This is a genomic window from Winogradskyella sp. KYW1333, from assembly GCF_003335675.1.
Taxonomy (GTDB): domain Bacteria; phylum Bacteroidota; class Bacteroidia; order Flavobacteriales; family Flavobacteriaceae; genus Winogradskyella.
In genome coordinates, this window is the sequence record NZ_QPHL01000016.1 from 224,821 (window position 1) to 243,033 (window position 18,213).

Consider the following 18,213-nt stretch of genomic DNA (forward strand, 5'->3'; position numbering starts at 1 on the left):
AAAATGAAAAATCATTATTTAGTAATTTCAATCATATCAATTATTTTTATTACTTCTTGTGCATCAAGAAAGAACCTTGTCTACTTTCAAGACGAACCATTAGAAGCTGGTTTACTCGTCTCTGAACCTGAACAACTGGTTTATAAACCAGATGATATTTTAACTATTAATGTGTCAGCACTCGATCCTGATACAGTAAGACCCTTTAACTTACCTGTAGTTGCTAACAACACCAATGTTGGACTTAATGCACAGGCACAACTACAAGTTCAATCTTATTTAGTTGATTACGACGGTAATATTCAATTTCCGGTTTTGGGTGCTTTAAAGGTTGAAGGTTTAACTAGAACTGAGCTAACTTCACTATTAACCGAAAAAATTAGTGCTTATGCTAATGATCCTATTGTTAATGTTAGACTTGCAAACTTTACAATTACAATTATAGGTGAAGTTTCTAGACCAGGTACATTTACAATTCAGGATGAAAGAATTACCTTATTAGAAGCATTAGGTATGGCAAATGATTTGACAATCTACGGGGCAAGAAAAAATGTTCTAATTATTAGAGAAGTTGAAGGAAAAAAGAAATTCGCTACAATTGATCTAACGTCAATAAATACGGTGAACTCTCCTGTTTATTATTTACAACAAAATGATGTAATTTATGTTGAACCAAATCGAGCCCGAATAAGATCTTCTAACTATAATCAAAACAATAATGTTTTGATTGCAGCAATCGGAACGTTAACTACAATTGTTGCTATTTATTTAGCAAATTCGAACTAGTATTTAAACTGATAGATAAGATCTCCTTAATATAGTATAATAATAAAAGGAATATAATTTAAAACTTTATGAAATCTAAATCAGTAAGAAAAGAAATTTCTGAGATATTACAACTATATATATCATACTGGAAATGGATATTATTTTGTGTAATAATTGCAATTTTATTGGGTTTTACTTATTTAAGATATGCAACCTATGAGTATAGTGCAACAGCAACTATAAAATTACAGGAAGAAGATCAGGCTGCAAAATTACCAAGTTTAGAAGATGTTACCAAATCAGGTTTTTTCTCCCAAGGTTCAGACAAAATAAAGGATGAAATAAAAATAATTCAGTCTAGAACGTTAGCAGAAAACGTTATCAAAGCTTTAAACTTAAATATTAGTTATTTTACAGCAGGTAAAATAAAAACAAACGAAATTTATAAATATCCACCAGTAAAAATTAATTTTTTTGAAAGTGATTCATTAATTTATACTGTCAATAAAGCAATCTATATTAGAATAATATCAGATTCAGAATTTTTATTGTTTAAAGATGACGGAAAATCTCTTTATGATAAAGATGATTCTGAAGGCAAACTCCATACTTTTGGTGATAAAATTGATTCAGATTTTGGAGGTTATGTCTTACTTCCAAATTTTGAAACTGGTAAGGCGAAAAAAATGGATCTTAAGATAACAATTCGTCCTTTAAATAAATTAGTACCTGTATACAATAAATCGGTCACTATCGCAGTTGAAAAAGGATCAAGTGTGATCAAATTAGATGTAAAACAAACAGTTGCTCAGAAGGCGGTAGACTATTTAAATCAACTTATTAAAGAATACAATAAAGATGTGCTACTTGACAAAGAAGAAATCGTCAAAGTTACCTCTGATTTTATAAATAAACGGCTCGAACAAGTATCTGAGGAATTGGGTGAAGTTGAATCAAATGCCGAACTTATACAACAACAAAACAATCTTACTGCGTTAGGAGCACAAACAGATTTGAATTTACAAACTAGAAAACAACTTGATAACCAGATTGCTACGACATCTACAAATATTCAAATGATTTCTTATTTACAAGATGAAATCGTTGACGAAAATAAAATAAGCGATTTATTGCCAGCCAATATTGGTATTGGTGATGCTAGTACGGCTCAGATTATAAAAAGCCATAATGAGCTTGTTGCCCAGCGAGATAGAATTTTAAAAAATGCTGATGAAAAAAATCCGGTTGTTATCTCATTGAACAATCAAATAAATACATTAAAAACAAACCTTCAAAACTCATTAGAGAGTATAAAGGAAACATCTAAACTTACACTTAAAAATTTAAATAATGAAAGTAGACGTGTTAGTGGTCAATTATACTCAGCACCTACAAAAGAAAGGAAATTTAGATCAATTCAGAGGCAAAAAGACATTAAAGAATCGTTATTTCTATATCTATTAGAAAAACGAGAAGAATCAGCAATTCGATTAGGAATGTATTCTCCTAACGCCAAAATTGTTGATGAGGCTTTTTCTTCATTTAAACCAGTCTCACCAACTGCTGTTATTATTTATTTGGCATCTATAATATTTGGTTTAATAATTCCTATTGGAATTATATTTATTATCGATTTGCTGGACAACAAGATATATAGTAAGGATGATTTAACTAATATTCTCGATATTCCATATTTAGGTGATATCCCTAAAACTTCGAAAAAAGTAAAGCTGATAAAAAAGGTTGATTATTCATCAAAAGCAGAATCTTTTAGAATAATCCGATCCAATATAGATTTTTTATTAAAAACTGTCGATAATAGAGCCAAGAAACTTTTCGTGACATCAACTAAAGCTCAAGAAGGCAAATCACATACCACTACAAATTTGGCTAGTTCCATTTCATTTTCAAAGAAGAAAGTTCTATTAATTGAGATGGATATTAGAGTGCCTAAAATACTTAAGTATTTAGGAATTAAAGATAAGCATGAAAAAGGATTGTCAGATTATATTATTGATAATTCTCTTACACCTGGCCAAGTAATAATTAATCACCCACAAAATCACTTTTTTGATATTTTACCATCGGGAACAATTCCACCAAACCCTTCAGAGCTACTCATGAGTAAAAGAGTTGCAGAAATCATTGCCTATGCTGAGAAAAAATACGATTATATCGTTGTGGATACCTCTGCTGTAGGTTTAGTAAGTGATACACTTTTAATTTCAGAATTTGCTGATATGTTTATTTATGTTGTAAGTGCTGATAACGTGGATAAAAGACAGCTTGTTAATGTTGCGCAACCTCTTTATGACAAAAATCGATTGCCAAATTTGGTGCTACTTTTAAATGGAGTAAAGAAAGGTAAAAAAGGTTACGGATATGGATATGGCTATGGATACGGAAGTTCACCGACCAAAAAGAAAAAGTGGTATCGCTTTTGAAAAAATTAATATTATTAAAATTAATTTAGATTTTCCTTCTTTTCCTCTCCGTTTTTAAAAGTTCTAACTCTCTGTTGGTTTGCCCAGCAACAGAAGTATTTTCCTCAGCCCTTCTGATAAGGTAAGGCATTACGTCTTTTACTGGTCCAAAAGGAATATACTTCGCTACATTATAACCTTGTGATGCTAGATTAAAACTTATATGATCACTCATACCATATAATTGCCCAAACCATACATTGTTATCATTTTTATCAATGCTATAGTTTTCCATTAACTCCATAGCCAAATAGCTACTCTCCTCATTATGCGTTCCAATAAAAATTGATATGTCCCAAAGATTATTTAAAATATAAGTCAAGGTATTATCAAAAATTTCATCTGTTGCATTCTTATTTTCACAAATTGGTGATTTGTAACCAAACTCCTCTGCCCTATTCCTTTCCTTTTCCATATATGCACCACGGACAATTTTCATTCCTATTTTAAAGCCTTCTGATTTAGCCCTCTCGTGCAAGGATTTTAAATAGTCTAGCCTATCCCATCGATAACATTGTAAAGTATTATAAACTATCGCTCTATCCTTGTTATATAGACGCATCATTTCTTCAACGAGCTCATCTGCTGCGTCTTGCATCCAACTTTCTTCTGCATCAATTAACACTTCAACATCTTTTTCCTTTGCAAATGCACAAACTGCTTTGAATCTCTCAACAATTCTATTCCATTCTTCTTTTTCAGTATCAGTGAGCTGTTTACCTTCAGTTATTTTTTGATATAACTTAAATCTTCCAAAGCCTGTGGGCTTAAATACAACTATAGGAATAGCTTCACGTTCATCACAAAACTGTACAATTTTTAATATCTTTTTTACAGCATTATCAAACTGTTCTTCAGTTTCTTTTCCTTCAACCGAATAGTCTAAAACTGAACTTACGCCCTTTGCGTACAAATTATCAATAACAGGCAAACAATCTTCTTCATTAACACCACCACAGAAGTGATCAAACACAGTAGATCTTATTAATCCTTCGACTGGCAAATTTGCTTTTAACGCAAAATTAGTTGCCGCAGTACCTATTTTCACCAACGGTTGTGAAGAAATCATTTTAAACAAAAAATAGGCACGTTCTAATTCAGAATCTGATTTTAAAACAAATGCAGTTTCTGTATTTTCAAATAATGTACGATCTTTCATTTGTTTCTAGAGTATATTATTACAAATATATTTATAATAGCATTAATTTTTTCTAAAATCTGAGTATTTTCGCAACCTCAAATTGATACTTTTCAAAATGAAATCTATCCCGACTAAAAGTGCAGTTGTTTATTTTAATTCTGATGTATATATAGAGTTAAATAGGCACATTAAAAATACTAATCCGTCAAGTATTTTTATTCTTGTTGACACCAATACTCACAACTATTGTCTACCACAAGTTCTATCAAAATTAGAGTCAAATAATATTGTAGTAGAAGTTATGGAAATACCCGAAGGAGAGGAGCATAAAACAATTGATATTTGTACAGGTGTGTGGGAAGCACTCTCTGAATACAATGCTGACCGTAAAAGTTTAATGATCAATTTGGGAGGTGGTGTTGTTACTGATTTAGGCGGATTTGTTGCGAGTACCTATATGAGAGGCATTGATTATATAAATGTGCCTACTTCCCTATTAGCTATGGTTGATGCATCAGTTGGTGGTAAAACAGGTGTGGATTTAGGTTCTCTTAAAAATCAGATTGGTGTTATTAGTGAAGGAAGTATGGTATTAATTGACACTTCGTTCCTAGATACACTACCCCAAAATCATATGATTTCTGGTTATGCGGAAATGATTAAACATGGTTTAATCACAGATAAGAACTATTGGGATACTTTGACCCAACTTGAAAAATTAGATATATCAGATTTAGATCAGCTCATATACGATTCAGTGGTTATTAAGAATAATATAGTCTCTGAGGATCCTACAGAAAAAGGATTGAGAAAAATATTAAATTTTGGACATACCTTAGGCCATGCAATAGAAAGTTATTTCTTGCAAAATGCTGATAAAACCCCATTACTGCATGGCGAGGCAATTGCCATAGGCATGCTACTAGAAACTTACCTATCTACTATAGTTTGTGGAATGTCTTTAGATGAGCTGGCTAATATAACTGAAGGTATATTAAAATCATTTCAGAAGGTTAAAATAAACCATCAAGATCTGGAAGTTATCATTAGGTTGTTAAAGCATGACAAAAAGAATAGTCATGGTAAAGTTAAGTTTGTATTACTTAATGCCATTGGCAAACCAACAATAGATTGCGAGGTAAGTAATGATCTTATTTTTGAAGCATTCGATTATTATAACAATCTATAAATATCGCTCTCTAATAATTGAAATATGGTGGTTTTCATGTCCTATAATTATATAACCAATTGCTCTAGCAGAAATGTTTGAACCGCTAGCCTCACCTATTAACTCCAATTATACAGACCTTAAATTTGAATAAAGTGTAATCGTACTATTACGGACAGTCTTAATATTCATCAATTAAGCTATACGTATATTTTTTATTGGTGTCAACACTAATAAAAAATTCATCTTGATCGAATCCTGCCATTGGAGTTTAATCCTTTCTAAAGATTCTTAATGCTCGATAACTAAAAATTAATTCTACATCTATGATATGGAGCAAAATATCCAATATACTCCACTTATTTTCTACATATGTAACAAATGCTTCTCTTGCCAAATGGATCCAAAGAACTCTGCAAAAGAAATTAAGTTTTTTTGTCCATTAACAATATCCCAGGCAGATATTTTATCTTTGTATTGTTTATAATGTGGGTTATATTCTTAAGTATTTAAGAAATTCTCATTCATAGCTTTAAATAAAAAAAACCCTCAGTGAAAGTAACTAAGGGCTTCTTTTGATTCAACTTATTTATTATAACTCATTAAAAATTGTGTGCATCAATCGTTTTTTATCATTGATACTTTCTTCTAATGAGATCATTGTTTCTGTTCTATAAACGCCATCAATATCATCTAGCATGAAAATAATTTCTTTTGCATGCATTGTATCTTTAGCTCTGATTTTACAGAAAATATTAAACTTTCCTGTTGTTATATGGGCAACAGTAACATATGGAATACTCTCTATTCGTTCTAAAACAAATTTTGTTTGTGACGTATTCTGTAAAAATACACCTACATATGCAATAAAAGAGTAACCAAGCTTTTTATAATCTAAAGTTAGTGACGAACCCTTAATAATCCCTGCTTCCTCCATTTTCTTTACTCTGACATGAACAGTACCCGCCGAAATCAATAATTTTTTCGCGATATCCGTAAATGGGATACGAGTATTATCAATTAACATATCGAGGATTTGGTGGTCTATTTCATCTAACTTAAACTTTGCCATAATTATATATTTTTTAAACTATATGCAAAAATAAAGCATTTTCATTAACAAATAACCATTAAAAGTGAATTATTTTAAGGTTTTAGTGCTGTTTTAGCATTTTTTATTAGAACGAAATCGATTTCGCGAGCAACTTCCAACGGAATTTTATCAACAGATTTTATGATTTCCCCTTCGGCATCATATTCCTTATGACCAAAATATTCATCCAGATTTGAAATGACTTCAATTTTAGGTTTAAATATTAATTTCTCATTATTCAAGACCTCTTCATATTGAATAGCTATATCAACTATCATTTCGTCTTCAGGAATAATTTTAGCATTTCTAATTATTATATCATAAAATGATTTTGTGTTTTCTGGAATTTTAAAATAATCTTTAGCGTTCAAAATATTGATTCCGTTAGCGATAACAGATAGGCCTGTTAATAAAGAAATAAATACTGATTCACGAATTTCCTCACGATTGTAATCATTATTTATATGTCCAGCTTCGTAAAGGACAGTTGGAATCCCTAAACTTTGAAACGTATCACCAACACAGTTAAGATCAAATCTATCATCATACCTTGCAATAGATTCTGGTATTAAATCTTGAAGAGCTTCATTTATGCTAGAAATTATAGACATCGCCTTTTCTCTATTAACCGTAATTGAACGTTTTTCATCCTGAGATGGGGAAAGAAATGACATTGAAGCTGATTTGCCTGTATCACCAACTCCATAAATTGTGCGTTGCCCATGTAAATTAAGACAATAATCAGGCCTAAAATCATTAAATACGCTTCTTAACACCTTACTTTCAGGTTGAGATAATTCTTGGGCATCTCTATTTAAATCAACCTTATTTGCATTTAATCTTGTATAGTACTGAGAACCATCTGGGTTTAAAATAGGAATAATGTATAGTGTACAATTATCAAGTATGTTTTTTGACAACTCATTATTAGACTCAAATAAATTCAAACAGTCAAATAATGCCTTGGTGGTTGTGGATTCATTACCATGCATTTGAGACCACATTAATATCTTGATTGATCCATGACCAACTTTCATCCCATAAATTGGTCTGTTTTCAACCGAATTACCAATTACCTCAACCTTAATTTTTTTTAATTTTTTAAAACACTTTTCAATGTCTTTGTTAGTTATATATCGACCAAAAAGAAGAGGTTCTTTTATACTAGAATAATCCCTTAAAATTCGTTTTATATTCATTTGTTTATTTAAGCAATAACAAATGTAATCTTTTAATATTTTACATTTGTAAACTATATATTTATACTACATTTTACAATTCTATACAAAAAACCAGAGCATTTCTAATTTTAGACTATAATGCATTGAAAATAATTCAAAGTGTTAATATTTATTATTATAAAATATTATATATCAGTATATTATATTTATAAAATGAAGTATTTATTTAAGTAATTTACAATATGTAAATAATTAATTACAGAAACACTATACAATTGTTTACATTTGTAACGTTATAATAGTGACAAACCTTGTTTACAATGATAAACAATAGAGAATTTACAAATAGATTACAAAGAATCATTGATTTCCATGACGAAACAGCATCAAGTTTTGCTGAGAAAATTGGAGTTCAAAGATCGAGCATATCACATATTCTTTCTGGCAGAAATAAACCAAGTTTAGACTTTGTCATGAAAGTACTGCACACCTATCCAGATGTCGAGCTTTATTGGTTATTAAATGGAAAGGGAAATTTTCCAAAAAACAATAGTAAAGATGTTCCTAAAATAGTTAATGATGAAACCAGTAATGGAAAAACTGCACAAGTTGACACAAATCTTGATCAAGGAATTGAGAAAATAGTTATTTTTTACAAGGATGGCACTTTCAAAAGTTACAATCCTTAATTTACAATGCTGATTTAGTATTTTTGTAATTAAGATGAAAAGACTATCCTACACCTTTATTTGTCTCTTATTTATTAGTTGCTATAATATAAGTAGAAACTGTAGTGATTATAAAACTGGTAAATTTGAATTTAAATATACTATCGACGGACTAGAAAAAACCGGTCAATTTGTACGGACGCTATACTATAATATTGATTATTATGATGGTGTTGTTGATACCTCAACGGTAAGGTGGATAAATGAATGTGAGTTTATTTTAAAAAAAATAAACCCAAAATCAAATGCTGATAAGGACGCAATTCATATGAAAATCTTATCAACAACAGACAGTTCATATACATTTGAGTATAAATTGGCAGTAAAAAAACCTAATAGACCACAGCGTGTTGAAAAAGGTATCGCAAAAAGAATAGAATAAGCATATGTTAGAATTCCTCCTTACATCAGATGCCATAATGGCCCTTTTAACATTGACATTTCTTGAAATTATTTTAGGGATAGACAATATTGTGTTTATTTCTATTGCAGCTAATAAACTACCAGAACATCAAAGAAATAAAGCGACCAATATTGGTCTTGTTTTAGCCATGTTGCAAAGAGTTATTTTACTATTCTTTGTCTCATTTTTAATTGGGCTAAGTGAACCCTTTTATACTATAGAAAATGAATGGCTAAAGATGGCAATAAGCTGGCAAGCACTTATTTTGTTTGCAGGTGGATTATTTTTGATTTATAAAAGTACATCAGAAATTAGAGAAAAGGTTGAAACGCCTAGTCATGACGAAGAAGGAGTCAGATCTAAGATAATTAAATCTTTGTCTCAAGCTATTACACAAATCTTAATTATTGATTTTATATTCTCCGTAGACTCAATTCTTACAGCTGTTGGAATGACTAATGGTCTTCACCCTAATCATAATTATACATTAGTTTTAATGATTATTGCAGTAGTGATTTCTATTATTGTTATGATTGGATTTGCGAATCCAATACGCAAGTTCATTGACAAACACCCAAGTATGCAAGTTCTGGGCTTAGCATTTTTGATACTAATTGGCTTTATGCTTATTACAGAATCTGCGCACCTCTCTCATACTGAGTTCTTCGGCGCATCAGTTGGTGCGATACCTAAAGGTTATCTATATTTTGCAATAGCATTTTCATTATTTGTAGAATTCTTAAATTACAGAACTACAAAAAACAAACGTTAAAGTACGAAAACAAAGAGATGGCTTAGTTGTATAACGTTTATTTTAGGCAACTCAACTAAAATTTTACAACATATTAGGGTGTGAAAAATACGATTGCTATTTTTCGATGGTTAAATATTCAATATCCCAACTCTATAAAACCTTCATTTAATGCTATTTAACTCGATTGAATACCTCATTTTTCTGCCAATAGTATTCATTGTCTATTGGTTACTAAAATCAAATTATAAGTACCAAAATATATTATTGCTTATATCTAGCTATGTATTTTACGGCTGGTGGGATTACAGATTTTTATCCTTAATTATTTTTAGTTCTTTTATTGATTATTTTGTTGGTAAAAAAATTGAAAAAGCAAATGGAAAGGAAAACAAAAAACGATGGTTATTAGTGAGCTTATGCTCAAATCTTGGATTATTAGCCATTTTCAAATACTACAATTTCTTCGCAGATTCCTTTGCAAGTACCATGTCAACACTCGGCTGGGAGGTCAATGATTTGACTTTAAATATTATTTTACCTGTTGGAATAAGTTTCTATACCTTCCAAACTTTAAGTTACAGCATTGATATTTATCGAGAAAAAATTAAATCTTGTAAAGATATTATTGCGTTTTTTACTTTTGTTAGTCTATTTCCGCAATTAGTTGCCGGACCAATTGAAAGAGCATCTAATTTAATACCACAAATAGAGAAAAGAAGATCACTAAATTCGACTTTAGTAAAAACAGGGATATTTCAAATTTTTATAGGACTATTCAGAAAAGTAGCAATTGCTGATAATTTAGGAGTCTATGTAGATGCAGCTTATGCTAACCATGAAATAAACAATGGTTCAACCTTATTAATAGCTACCATTTTCTATGCTTTTCAAATTTATTTTGACTTTTCAGGGTATTCAGATATCGCCATTGGAAGTGCAAAACTGTTTGGGTTTAAATTTAACAGAAACTTCAATCTTCCATATTTTTCTAAAACTTTAACAGAATTTTGGAGAAAGTGGCATATGTCACTCTCTTACTGGTTAAGAGATTATCTTTACATATCTCTAGGAGGAAATAGAAAGGGGGAAATATTAACCTACAGAAATTTATTATTGACAATGCTTTTAGGTGGACTATGGCATGGAAGTTCCTGGAATTTTATAATTTGGGGTGGTATACATGGACTTTTTTTAAGTTTTGAAAAGTTTACATTTTCAAAATTAAAAATCAACACATTTAATGCTTTTGGATTTCTCTACACTTTTATAGTTGTACTTATAGCGTGGGTGTTTTTTAGGGCTGTTGATTTAAATACAGCTATCAATATTCTAGGCAAATGGATTTCTTTAGAATTTGGGCCAATTTTTATTGGTGATATAAATGCTTTTGTAAATGGTCTATTACTTGCAGTTACAGGGATATTGATAGACCTGAAAATATTTAGTTCAAAGACACCTTTAGAAGACTATGGAACAAAGTTTTCCACAATTCGCCTATCTGTAGTTGTTTCTGTTATTATATTAATAATATGCTTATTCTATTCCACTGCGGAGAATTTCATTTATTTTCAATTCTAATATGGACTCAAAAACAACAAAAAAGCTAATAAAAATTGTATTACTAGTTTTAGTGATAAGCTACACTCTTGATAAACTTATTTTTTTTGGATTAAATACCATAAGTGATAAAGTAATGACAGGCCAATCTATAGGAAAGTTAAATCAATTTCTATTAGTTAAAGATTCCGTCGATATTTTAGTATTTGGTAATTCAAGAGCTAATCATCATGTAGATATGAATCTATTCGGCAAAAAGAGCTATAACATGGGGATGGATGGAACTGGAATTGCCTACAGTAGTACATTGATAAATACTCTATCTAAGGACAAAGAGCAACTTGTAATTGTCCACATTGATACTAAAGATTTTTTTAGTAAGAACTATAATGGTAAGGATATAAATGGTTTAAAGACTAAATTTAACCGTAACGTTTATATCACAGATGTTTTAAATAAATCCAATCAGATTCCTTTTTTTCAAAACATATATTACAGCATTAATTACAATGGTAAAATTATAGGAATTATCAAAAATTTTATTAGACCAGGCTATAATTTTCTTGAATATAATGGTTATGACCCATTACTAGTTCGTGATGATCAAAAAGAAATAAGAGATTTAATACTTGCTCAGAAAAACACCGTAGATTGTGAATCTATTAATGAAATAAATTCAATAGCTCTCAGCTATTTACAATCTATCAAGGATTTTGTAGAAAATTCAAATAAGGAATTCATATTTGTTACAAGTCCAACATTCAATGACCCATGTGAGAAAGACAATAAATTATTGGCTAAGACGCTAAGGGAATTAGGTTTAACATATTTGGATAGATCTAATTTATTTGCCAATAAAAATGATAACGACTTATGGAAAGACAAGACACATCTGTCTAAAAAAGGCGCAGAATCATTTTCTATTAATTTAAAAAAAGAACTTCAAAAAGTTATTAACTAAAACAATGAGGCTTGACCTGAATCATCAATATCCGGATCAGAGTCATCTAAAGGGTTATTCAGTTCTGTTGTGGTATTAACTGCATCTTCTGAAGCTACCATATTTTCAGATGGTTTAGGTTCAACCATTTGTTCGTCTACAACTTCTAATTCGTCAGCATGAACCTCCTCTGGTGCTTCATATGGTAAAGGATTCAATAAATTTATCTGGTTTATCTTTTCCTTAGTTAATTGATTTCCAAGTGCGTTTATACCTTTAACAGCGATAAATTCTTCAAGGTTTACTTCTAAATTTGGCTTTCTATCCTTACCTCTCTCTTTTGTGAATTCAACCTCAGCCATCGGCCTCCAATCTGTCGAAACTATTTCTAATTGTGAGTTTGGGTGTTCTGAAATAAAAGATTCTTCCTTTCCTTCATTTTCAATTAAAAAGCGTTTTACGTAATATCTTTCCTTTTGACCATCATAATAGATTGCAGATACTGGTTTTTTAGGTATCCATTTTTCCAATACTATCATATCATTATCAAAATGAGTTGTTAGTTCTGGGATTATTGTTTTTACAATACCTGATTGAGTAGCAATTAATAAACGATCTTCACCTCTAAATTCTCCGATTAGCTCTCCTCTACCATCAACATTTAATCGTTGCACTGTATCATCAAACCAAATCTTACGAGGCTTTAATGTAGAAACTCCTTTTTCCTTTAGTTCAATACGTTTAATCGAATATTTTGTAACCTGGTTACCTTTAGAAGCTCTACCCTTAATTAGGATATCCGCAAAGTCTAAATCCCACTTCAATTTTTTAATGCTGCCTACTTGTCTTAACATTACCGTCACAACTTCTGCTTCTCCATTTGGATTTGCTGAGAAATACCATACAATAGAATTTTTATTGCCATTGGTTAGATCATATTCTCTATCTCTAGTAATACTGGTAACAGCAAATCGCTTAACGTATGACGGACCGCCTTTTCCATCACGATAAATCATATTATAAATAGTACGCTTATCTTTTTTCTTAAATACAGCAACATGAATAATGTTTTTGCCAACAAACGTTTTGGAGTCTACTTTTGTAACCATCATTTTACCTTCTTTTGTAAAAACAATGATATCATCAATATCACTACAATCACAGACATACTCGTCTCGGCGTAATGAGGTACCAACGAAACCTTCTTCTCTAATTACATAAAGCTTTGTATTGCGAATAACAACTTTAGTTGCATCTACATCAGCAAAAATGCGTATTTCAGTTTTACGCTCTTTACCTTCTCCATAATCTTTCTTCAATCTTTCAAAATAGGCTATTGAATAATCGATAAGATTAACCAGATGATGTTTTACTTCTGCGATTTGATCTTCTAAAGCATCTATTTTTTGCTGAGCCTTATCAATGTCAAACTTAGAAATACGCTTAATTCTAATTTCAGTTAATCGCGCAATATCTTCTTCGGTGACAGCTCTTTTTAAATGTTTGACATGAGGTTTTAACCCCTTATCTATCGCACTAATAACCCCTTCCCATGTTTCCTCTTCCTCAATATCACGATAAATACGGTTTTCAATAAAAATACGTTCTAAAGATGCAAAATGCCATTGCTCCTCAAACTCTCCAAGTTTTATTTCTAATTCTTGTTTTAAAAGTTGAACCGTATTATCTGTTGAACGACGTAACATTTCGGTTACACCAACAAAAAATGGCTTATTGTCTTCAATAACGCAACCTAAAGGCGAAATTGAGGTTTCACAATTGGTGAAAGCATATAAGGCATCTATGGTTTTGTCTGGCGACAATCCTGATGGTAAATGAATGAGAATTTCTACCTCAGCAGCTGTATTGTCCTCTATTCGCTTAATTTTTATTTTGCCTTTATCATTGGCTTTTAAAATAGAGTCGATAAGCGATGATGTCGTCGTACCAAAAGGAATTTCAGAAATCACTAAAGTATTTTTATTGAGTTGTGAAATCTTAGCTCTCACCCTAACCTTTCCACCGCGCAATCCATCATTATAATTAGAAAAATCTGCTATACCTGCAGTTGGGAAATCTGGTAAAATTGTGAATCGCTTACCTTTTAAATGTTTTACCGAAGCATCGATTAATTCAATAAAATTATGAGGTAATATTTTTGTGGATAATCCTACGGCAATACCTTCTCCTCCTTGCGCCAACAAGAGCGGAAACATAACAGGAAGGTTTATCGGTTCTTTCCGCCTACCATCGTAAGATGCTTGCCATTCTGTGATTTTAGGATTATAAACAACATCCAATGCAAACTTAGACAGCCTTGCTTCAATATATCTTGAAGCCGCTGCTCTATCACCAGTAAGAATATTTCCCCAGTTTCCCTGTGTATCTATTAACAAGTCTTTCTGACCTATCTGCACCATGGCATCTGCTATACTGGCATCTCCATGAGGATGGTATTGCATAGTATGACCAACAATATTTGCAACTTTATTATAGCGACCATCATCCAGGTCTTTCATGGAATGCATTATACGGCGCTGAACTGGCTTAAATCCATCTTCAATTGCAGGGACAGCTCGCTCTAATATTACATAAGAAGCATAATCTAAAAACCAATCCTTATACATACCAGTAACTCTGGTAATGGTTTCTTGAGGCTCCTGATTTTCTTCGCTATTAATGTTTTCTAATTCTTCGTATTCTTCTGACATAAGTCTTACTTCACAACTTTATAATGGAAATTTATTCTTCGACAACGTCTAATTCTACCTTAAGGTTTTCTATAATGAATTCTTGTCTTGTAGGCGTGTTTTTACCCATGTAAAATGATAAGAGTTCCTCAATTGACATATCCTTATCTAACATCACAGGATCTAAGCGTATATCCTCACCAATGAAATGCTTAAATTCATTAGGAGATATTTCACCTAATCCTTTAAATCGAGTTATTTCTGGTTTCGGTTTTAGTTTTTCTAATGCATTTCTTCGCTCTTCCTCACTATAGCAATAAATTGTTTCTTTCTTATTTCTTACTCTAAAAAGTGGTGTCTGCAATATATAAAGATGTCCTTCCTTAATCAATTCAGGGAAAAATTGTAAAAAGAATGTAATCAATAACAGTCTAATGTGCATACCATCAACATCAGCATCTGTAGCAATTACAATATTATTGTAACGCAAATCCTCGATTGATTCCTCAATATTTAGCGCGGCCTGAAGTAAATTAAACTCCTCATTTTCATAAACAATCTTTTTACTTAAACCATAGGAATTTAAAGGCTTACCTTTTAAACTAAAAACGGCTTGAGTATTAACATCCCTTGATTTTGTAATACTACCTGAAGCAGAATCTCCTTCTGTTATAAACAAGGTAGTCTCTAAGTTTCTTTCATTTTTTGTGTCGCCAAAATGTACACGGCAATCTCTTAATTTCTTATTATGTAAACTTGCTTTTTTAGCACGTTCCTTAGCTAATTTTCTTATGCCGGATAATTCCTTTCTTTCTTTTTCTGCCTGAAGAATTTTCCTTTGAATTTTCTCTGCTACTTCTGAATTCTTATGTAGGTAATTATCTAAATTACGCTTTACAAAATCATTGATATAAGTTCTTACAGTAGGAAGGTCTCCTCCCATATCTGTAGAGCCTAACTTAGTTTTGGTCTGACTCTCAAAAACAGGCTCCATCACTTTAATAGCTATTGCAGCCACAACTGACTTTCTTATATCTGAAGCATCATAGTTCTTACCATAATATTCCCTAATGGTCTTGACTATTGCTTCTCTAAATGCTAATAGATGCGTACCGCCTTGTGTTGTGTTTTGTCCATTAACAAATGAATGGTACTCTTCACTATACTGAGTTTTACTATGGGTAATTGCAACCTCTATATCATTTCCTCTTAAGTGAATTATTGGATACAGTAAATCTGATTCTGAAATGTTCTCAGACAATAAATCTTTAAGACCGTTCTCAGAATAGAACTTTTCACCATTAAATACAATTGTAAGACCTGGATTTAGGTATACGTAGTTTTTAAGCATTTTAACTACGTATTCACTTCTATACTTATAATTTTTAAAAATGCCACTATCTGGCACAAAAGAAACTTTTGTCCCCTTTCTACGTGATGTCTCATCAAGCATTTCTTGGTTGGTTAGGTTCCCCTGCTCAAACTCTGCAGATGCCGATTTATTATCACGTGTAGATTCTACCCTAAAATAAGTAGATAAAGCATTTACTGCCTTTGTCCCAACACCATTTAAACCTACTGATTTTTTGAAGGCCTTCGTGTCGTATTTACCACCTGTATTCATCTTTGACACAACATCAACGACTTTTCCAAGTGGAATACCTCGACCATAGTCCCTTACAGTAACACGTTCTCCCTGGATAGAAATTTCTATGGTTTTACCAGCACCCATAACAAACTCGTCAATAGAGTTGTCTAACACCTCTTTGAGAAGAATATAAATACCGTCATCTGGAGAAGATCCATCACCTAATTTCCCGATATACATACCAGGTCTCATTCTGATATGTTCTTTCCAATCGAGTGAACGAATATTCTCTTCAGTATAGTTAGACTGTGCTGCCATAAATCTTAGGACGAAAATTTTTGATAGGACGCTAATATAAGACTATACCTTATAAAATGAAATATGGATTTACTAAAGTAATTAACAATAAAAAAGCCAATGTTGTTGAGAACCTTGGCCACTATTTCGAAAAGTTTGATTGTTATTCTAAACATTAAACAAGAAATGCATTACATCACCATCTTTCACAATGTAATTCTTTCCTTCTACTCGCATTTTTCCTGCTTCTTTCACCTTGGCTTCACTTCCATAACTGACATAATCGTCATAAGAGATAACTTCTGCCCTAATAAATCCTTTCTCAAAATCTGTGTGAATGACTCCTGCTGCTTGTGGTGCAGTAGAACCAACAGTAACCGTCCAAGCTCTAACTTCTTTAACACCTGCAGTAAAATAGGTTTGTTGATTTAATAGCTTATAAGCTGATCTTATTAATTTTGCCGAACCCGGCTCATCTAAACCAATATCTACCAAAAACATTTGTCGTTCTTCGTAATCATCTAATTCATTAATATCTGCTTCAGTACCCACAGCTAAAACCAAAACTTCTGCATTTTCGTCTTTTACTGCCTCAGAAACTTTATCAACATAATTATTTCCTGTTGATGCTGAAGCTTCATCTACATTACATACATACATTACAGGTTTATCCGTAATAAATTGCAATGGCTTAACATATTCTGCATAATCTTCATCTGAAAATTCAATAACTCTAACGGATATACCAGATTCTAAATTTTCTTTGATTTTTAAAAGTACAGCCTCCTCCGCTTGAGCTTCTTTATTACCAGTTTTCGCTGCACGCTTTACTTTATCAAGCTTTTTTTCAGCAGTCTCTAAATCTTTCAACTGCAATTCCATATCTATGGTTTCTTTATCTCTAATTGGATCTATTGAACCATCAACATGAATAATGTTATCGTTATCAAAACAACGTAACACATGAAGAATTGCATCTGTTTCTCTAATATTTGCCAAGAACTGATTACCCAATCCCTCTCCTTTACTAGCACCTTTCACTAAACCGGCAATATCAACTATTTCTACTGTAGCAGGTACAACTTTTTCCGGGTTAACCAACTCTTCTAATTTTGCCAACCTTGGATCGGGTACATTCACAACACCAATATTTGGCTCTATGGTACAAAAAGGAAAATTTGCGCTTTGTGCTTTAGCGTTAGACAAACAGTTAAATAAGGTTGATTTCCCAACGTTTGGTAATCCTACAATTCCAGCTTTCATGTATTAATTATTTTGCGAGTGCAAAAATAAGTATTTAAGCGAATAATTACAGAGAAATGATTTTGAAAATAGTTTTTGAAAATTTCTTTGACGTTTACGGTCTCTACTACAAGTATTTGCCAGAGTTAGCATTCAATTTGTCAAGTTTACCAAAAAGTA

Annotated in this window: 14 protein-coding genes; 8 read left to right on the forward strand and 6 right to left on the reverse strand. The window is 31.5% G+C overall.

All coding sequences use genetic code 11. The features are described from left to right. Nucleotides 1-3 precede the first annotated feature (3 nt). Both DUZ96_RS08590 and DUZ96_RS08595 read left to right on the forward strand, forming a co-directional pair. The gene (locus tag DUZ96_RS08590; RefSeq protein ID WP_114301529.1) at nt 4-786 is read left to right on the forward strand and encodes a polysaccharide biosynthesis/export family protein; all 783 of its coding nucleotides are present in this window, start codon (nt 4-6) and stop codon (nt 784-786) included. A gap of 68 nt (nt 787-854) precedes the next feature. After that, entirely contained in the window at nt 855-3,212 is a 2,358-nt protein-coding gene (locus tag DUZ96_RS08595) for a polysaccharide biosynthesis tyrosine autokinase (RefSeq protein ID WP_114301530.1), read from the forward strand. A 25-nt stretch (nt 3,213-3,237) separates the two neighbouring features. Here DUZ96_RS08595 and DUZ96_RS08600 read toward each other — a convergent pair whose 3' ends face one another. Next, nucleotides 3,238-4,410, reverse strand: a complete 1,173-nt coding sequence (locus DUZ96_RS08600) for a proline dehydrogenase family protein (RefSeq protein WP_114301531.1) — start codon at nt 4,408-4,410, stop codon at nt 3,238-3,240. 97 nt (nt 4,411-4,507) lie between these two features. On the opposite strand from DUZ96_RS08600, the gene aroB reads away from it, so the two are divergent. Beyond that, nucleotides 4,508-5,581: a 3-dehydroquinate synthase gene (aroB, locus tag DUZ96_RS08605; protein ID WP_114301532.1), complete on the forward strand. Its 1,074-nt coding sequence runs from the start codon at nt 4,508-4,510 to the stop codon at nt 5,579-5,581. 571 nt (nt 5,582-6,152) lie between these two features. Here aroB and DUZ96_RS08610 read toward each other — a convergent pair. Together DUZ96_RS08610 and DUZ96_RS08615 are read right to left on the reverse strand one after the other, a co-directional pair. After that, nucleotides 6,153-6,632, reverse strand: coding sequence for an Lrp/AsnC family transcriptional regulator (locus DUZ96_RS08610; protein ID WP_114301533.1), 480 nt, complete (start codon nt 6,630-6,632; stop codon nt 6,153-6,155). A 74-nt stretch (nt 6,633-6,706) separates the two neighbouring features. Then, nucleotides 6,707-7,852, reverse strand: a complete 1,146-nt coding sequence (locus tag DUZ96_RS08615) for a M14 metallopeptidase family protein (RefSeq protein WP_114301534.1) — start codon at nt 7,850-7,852, stop codon at nt 6,707-6,709. 302 nt (nt 7,853-8,154) lie between these two features. On the opposite strand from DUZ96_RS08615, the gene DUZ96_RS08620 reads away from it, so the two are divergent. The 5 genes from DUZ96_RS08620 (at nt 8,155) to DUZ96_RS08640 (ending at nt 12,237) form a co-directional block, all read left to right on the forward strand. Next, on the forward strand, nt 8,155-8,523 hold the full coding sequence (locus DUZ96_RS08620; protein ID WP_114301535.1) for a helix-turn-helix transcriptional regulator: 369 nt from the start codon (nt 8,155-8,157) through the stop codon (nt 8,521-8,523). A gap of 34 nt (nt 8,524-8,557) precedes the next feature. Beyond that, nucleotides 8,558-8,944 carry a hypothetical protein gene (locus DUZ96_RS08625; protein ID WP_114301536.1) on the forward strand — a complete coding sequence of 129 codons (387 nt, stop codon included), beginning with the start codon at nt 8,558-8,560 and terminating at the stop codon, nt 8,942-8,944. A 4-nt stretch (nt 8,945-8,948) separates the two neighbouring features. Then, the gene (locus tag DUZ96_RS08630; protein ID WP_114301537.1) at nt 8,949-9,737 is read left to right on the forward strand and encodes a TerC family protein; all 789 of its coding nucleotides are present in this window, start codon (nt 8,949-8,951) and stop codon (nt 9,735-9,737) included. 150 nt (nt 9,738-9,887) lie between these two features. Further along, nucleotides 9,888-11,297 (forward strand): MBOAT family protein, encoded by a 1,410-nt coding sequence (locus DUZ96_RS08635; RefSeq protein ID WP_114301538.1) that lies wholly within the window; start codon nt 9,888-9,890, stop codon nt 11,295-11,297. Between the two features lies 1 nt (nt 11,298). Beyond that, nucleotides 11,299-12,237, forward strand: a complete 939-nt coding sequence (locus tag DUZ96_RS08640; RefSeq protein WP_114301539.1) for a hypothetical protein — start codon at nt 11,299-11,301, stop codon at nt 12,235-12,237. On the opposite strand, the gene DUZ96_RS08645 is transcribed toward DUZ96_RS08640, so the two are convergent. The 3 genes from DUZ96_RS08645 to ychF all read right to left on the reverse strand — a co-directional run bounded on the left by DUZ96_RS08645 (nt 12,234) and on the right by ychF (nt 18,054). Beyond that, nucleotides 12,234-14,927 (reverse strand): DNA gyrase/topoisomerase IV subunit A, encoded by a 2,694-nt coding sequence (locus DUZ96_RS08645; protein ID WP_114301540.1) that lies wholly within the window; start codon nt 14,925-14,927, stop codon nt 12,234-12,236. The two genes, DUZ96_RS08640 and DUZ96_RS08645, sit on opposite strands and share 4 nt — an antisense overlap. A 31-nt stretch (nt 14,928-14,958) precedes the next feature. Further along, nucleotides 14,959-16,812 carry a DNA topoisomerase IV subunit B gene (locus tag DUZ96_RS08650; RefSeq protein WP_114301541.1) on the reverse strand — a complete coding sequence of 618 codons (1,854 nt, stop codon included), beginning with the start codon at nt 16,810-16,812 and terminating at the stop codon, nt 14,959-14,961. 147 nt (nt 16,813-16,959) lie between these two features. Continuing rightward, nucleotides 16,960-18,054 (reverse strand): redox-regulated ATPase YchF, encoded by a 1,095-nt coding sequence (gene ychF, locus DUZ96_RS08655; protein ID WP_114301542.1) that lies wholly within the window; start codon nt 18,052-18,054, stop codon nt 16,960-16,962. Between the last annotated feature and the right edge of the window lie 159 nt (nt 18,055-18,213).

What these genes read in the sequence shown, in the direction of transcription:
- DUZ96_RS08590 (WP_114301529.1), top strand. Translation starts at nt 4, where the DNA reads ATGAAAAATCATTATTTAGTAATTTCAATCATATCAATTATTTTTATT.
- DUZ96_RS08595 (WP_114301530.1), top strand. Translation starts at nt 855, where the DNA reads ATGAAATCTAAATCAGTAAGAAAAGAAATTTCTGAGATATTACAACTA.
- DUZ96_RS08600 (WP_114301531.1), bottom strand. Translation starts at nt 4,410, where the DNA reads ATGAAAGATCGTACATTATTTGAAAATACAGAAACTGCATTTGTTTTA.
- aroB (WP_114301532.1), top strand. Translation starts at nt 4,508, where the DNA reads ATGAAATCTATCCCGACTAAAAGTGCAGTTGTTTATTTTAATTCTGAT.
- DUZ96_RS08610 (WP_114301533.1), bottom strand. Translation starts at nt 6,632, where the DNA reads ATGGCAAAGTTTAAGTTAGATGAAATAGACCACCAAATCCTCGATATG.
- DUZ96_RS08615 (WP_114301534.1), bottom strand. Translation starts at nt 7,852, where the DNA reads ATGAATATAAAACGAATTTTAAGGGATTATTCTAGTATAAAAGAACCT.
- DUZ96_RS08620 (WP_114301535.1), top strand. Translation starts at nt 8,155, where the DNA reads ATGATAAACAATAGAGAATTTACAAATAGATTACAAAGAATCATTGAT.
- DUZ96_RS08625 (WP_114301536.1), top strand. Translation starts at nt 8,558, where the DNA reads ATGAAAAGACTATCCTACACCTTTATTTGTCTCTTATTTATTAGTTGC.
- DUZ96_RS08630 (WP_114301537.1), top strand. Translation starts at nt 8,949, where the DNA reads ATGTTAGAATTCCTCCTTACATCAGATGCCATAATGGCCCTTTTAACA.
- DUZ96_RS08635 (WP_114301538.1), top strand. Translation starts at nt 9,888, where the DNA reads ATGCTATTTAACTCGATTGAATACCTCATTTTTCTGCCAATAGTATTC.
- DUZ96_RS08640 (WP_114301539.1), top strand. Translation starts at nt 11,299, where the DNA reads ATGGACTCAAAAACAACAAAAAAGCTAATAAAAATTGTATTACTAGTT.
- DUZ96_RS08645 (WP_114301540.1), bottom strand. Translation starts at nt 14,927, where the DNA reads ATGTCAGAAGAATACGAAGAATTAGAAAACATTAATAGCGAAGAAAAT.
- DUZ96_RS08650 (WP_114301541.1), bottom strand. Translation starts at nt 16,812, where the DNA reads ATGGCAGCACAGTCTAACTATACTGAAGAGAATATTCGTTCACTCGAT.
- ychF (WP_114301542.1), bottom strand. Translation starts at nt 18,054, where the DNA reads ATGAAAGCTGGAATTGTAGGATTACCAAACGTTGGGAAATCAACCTTA.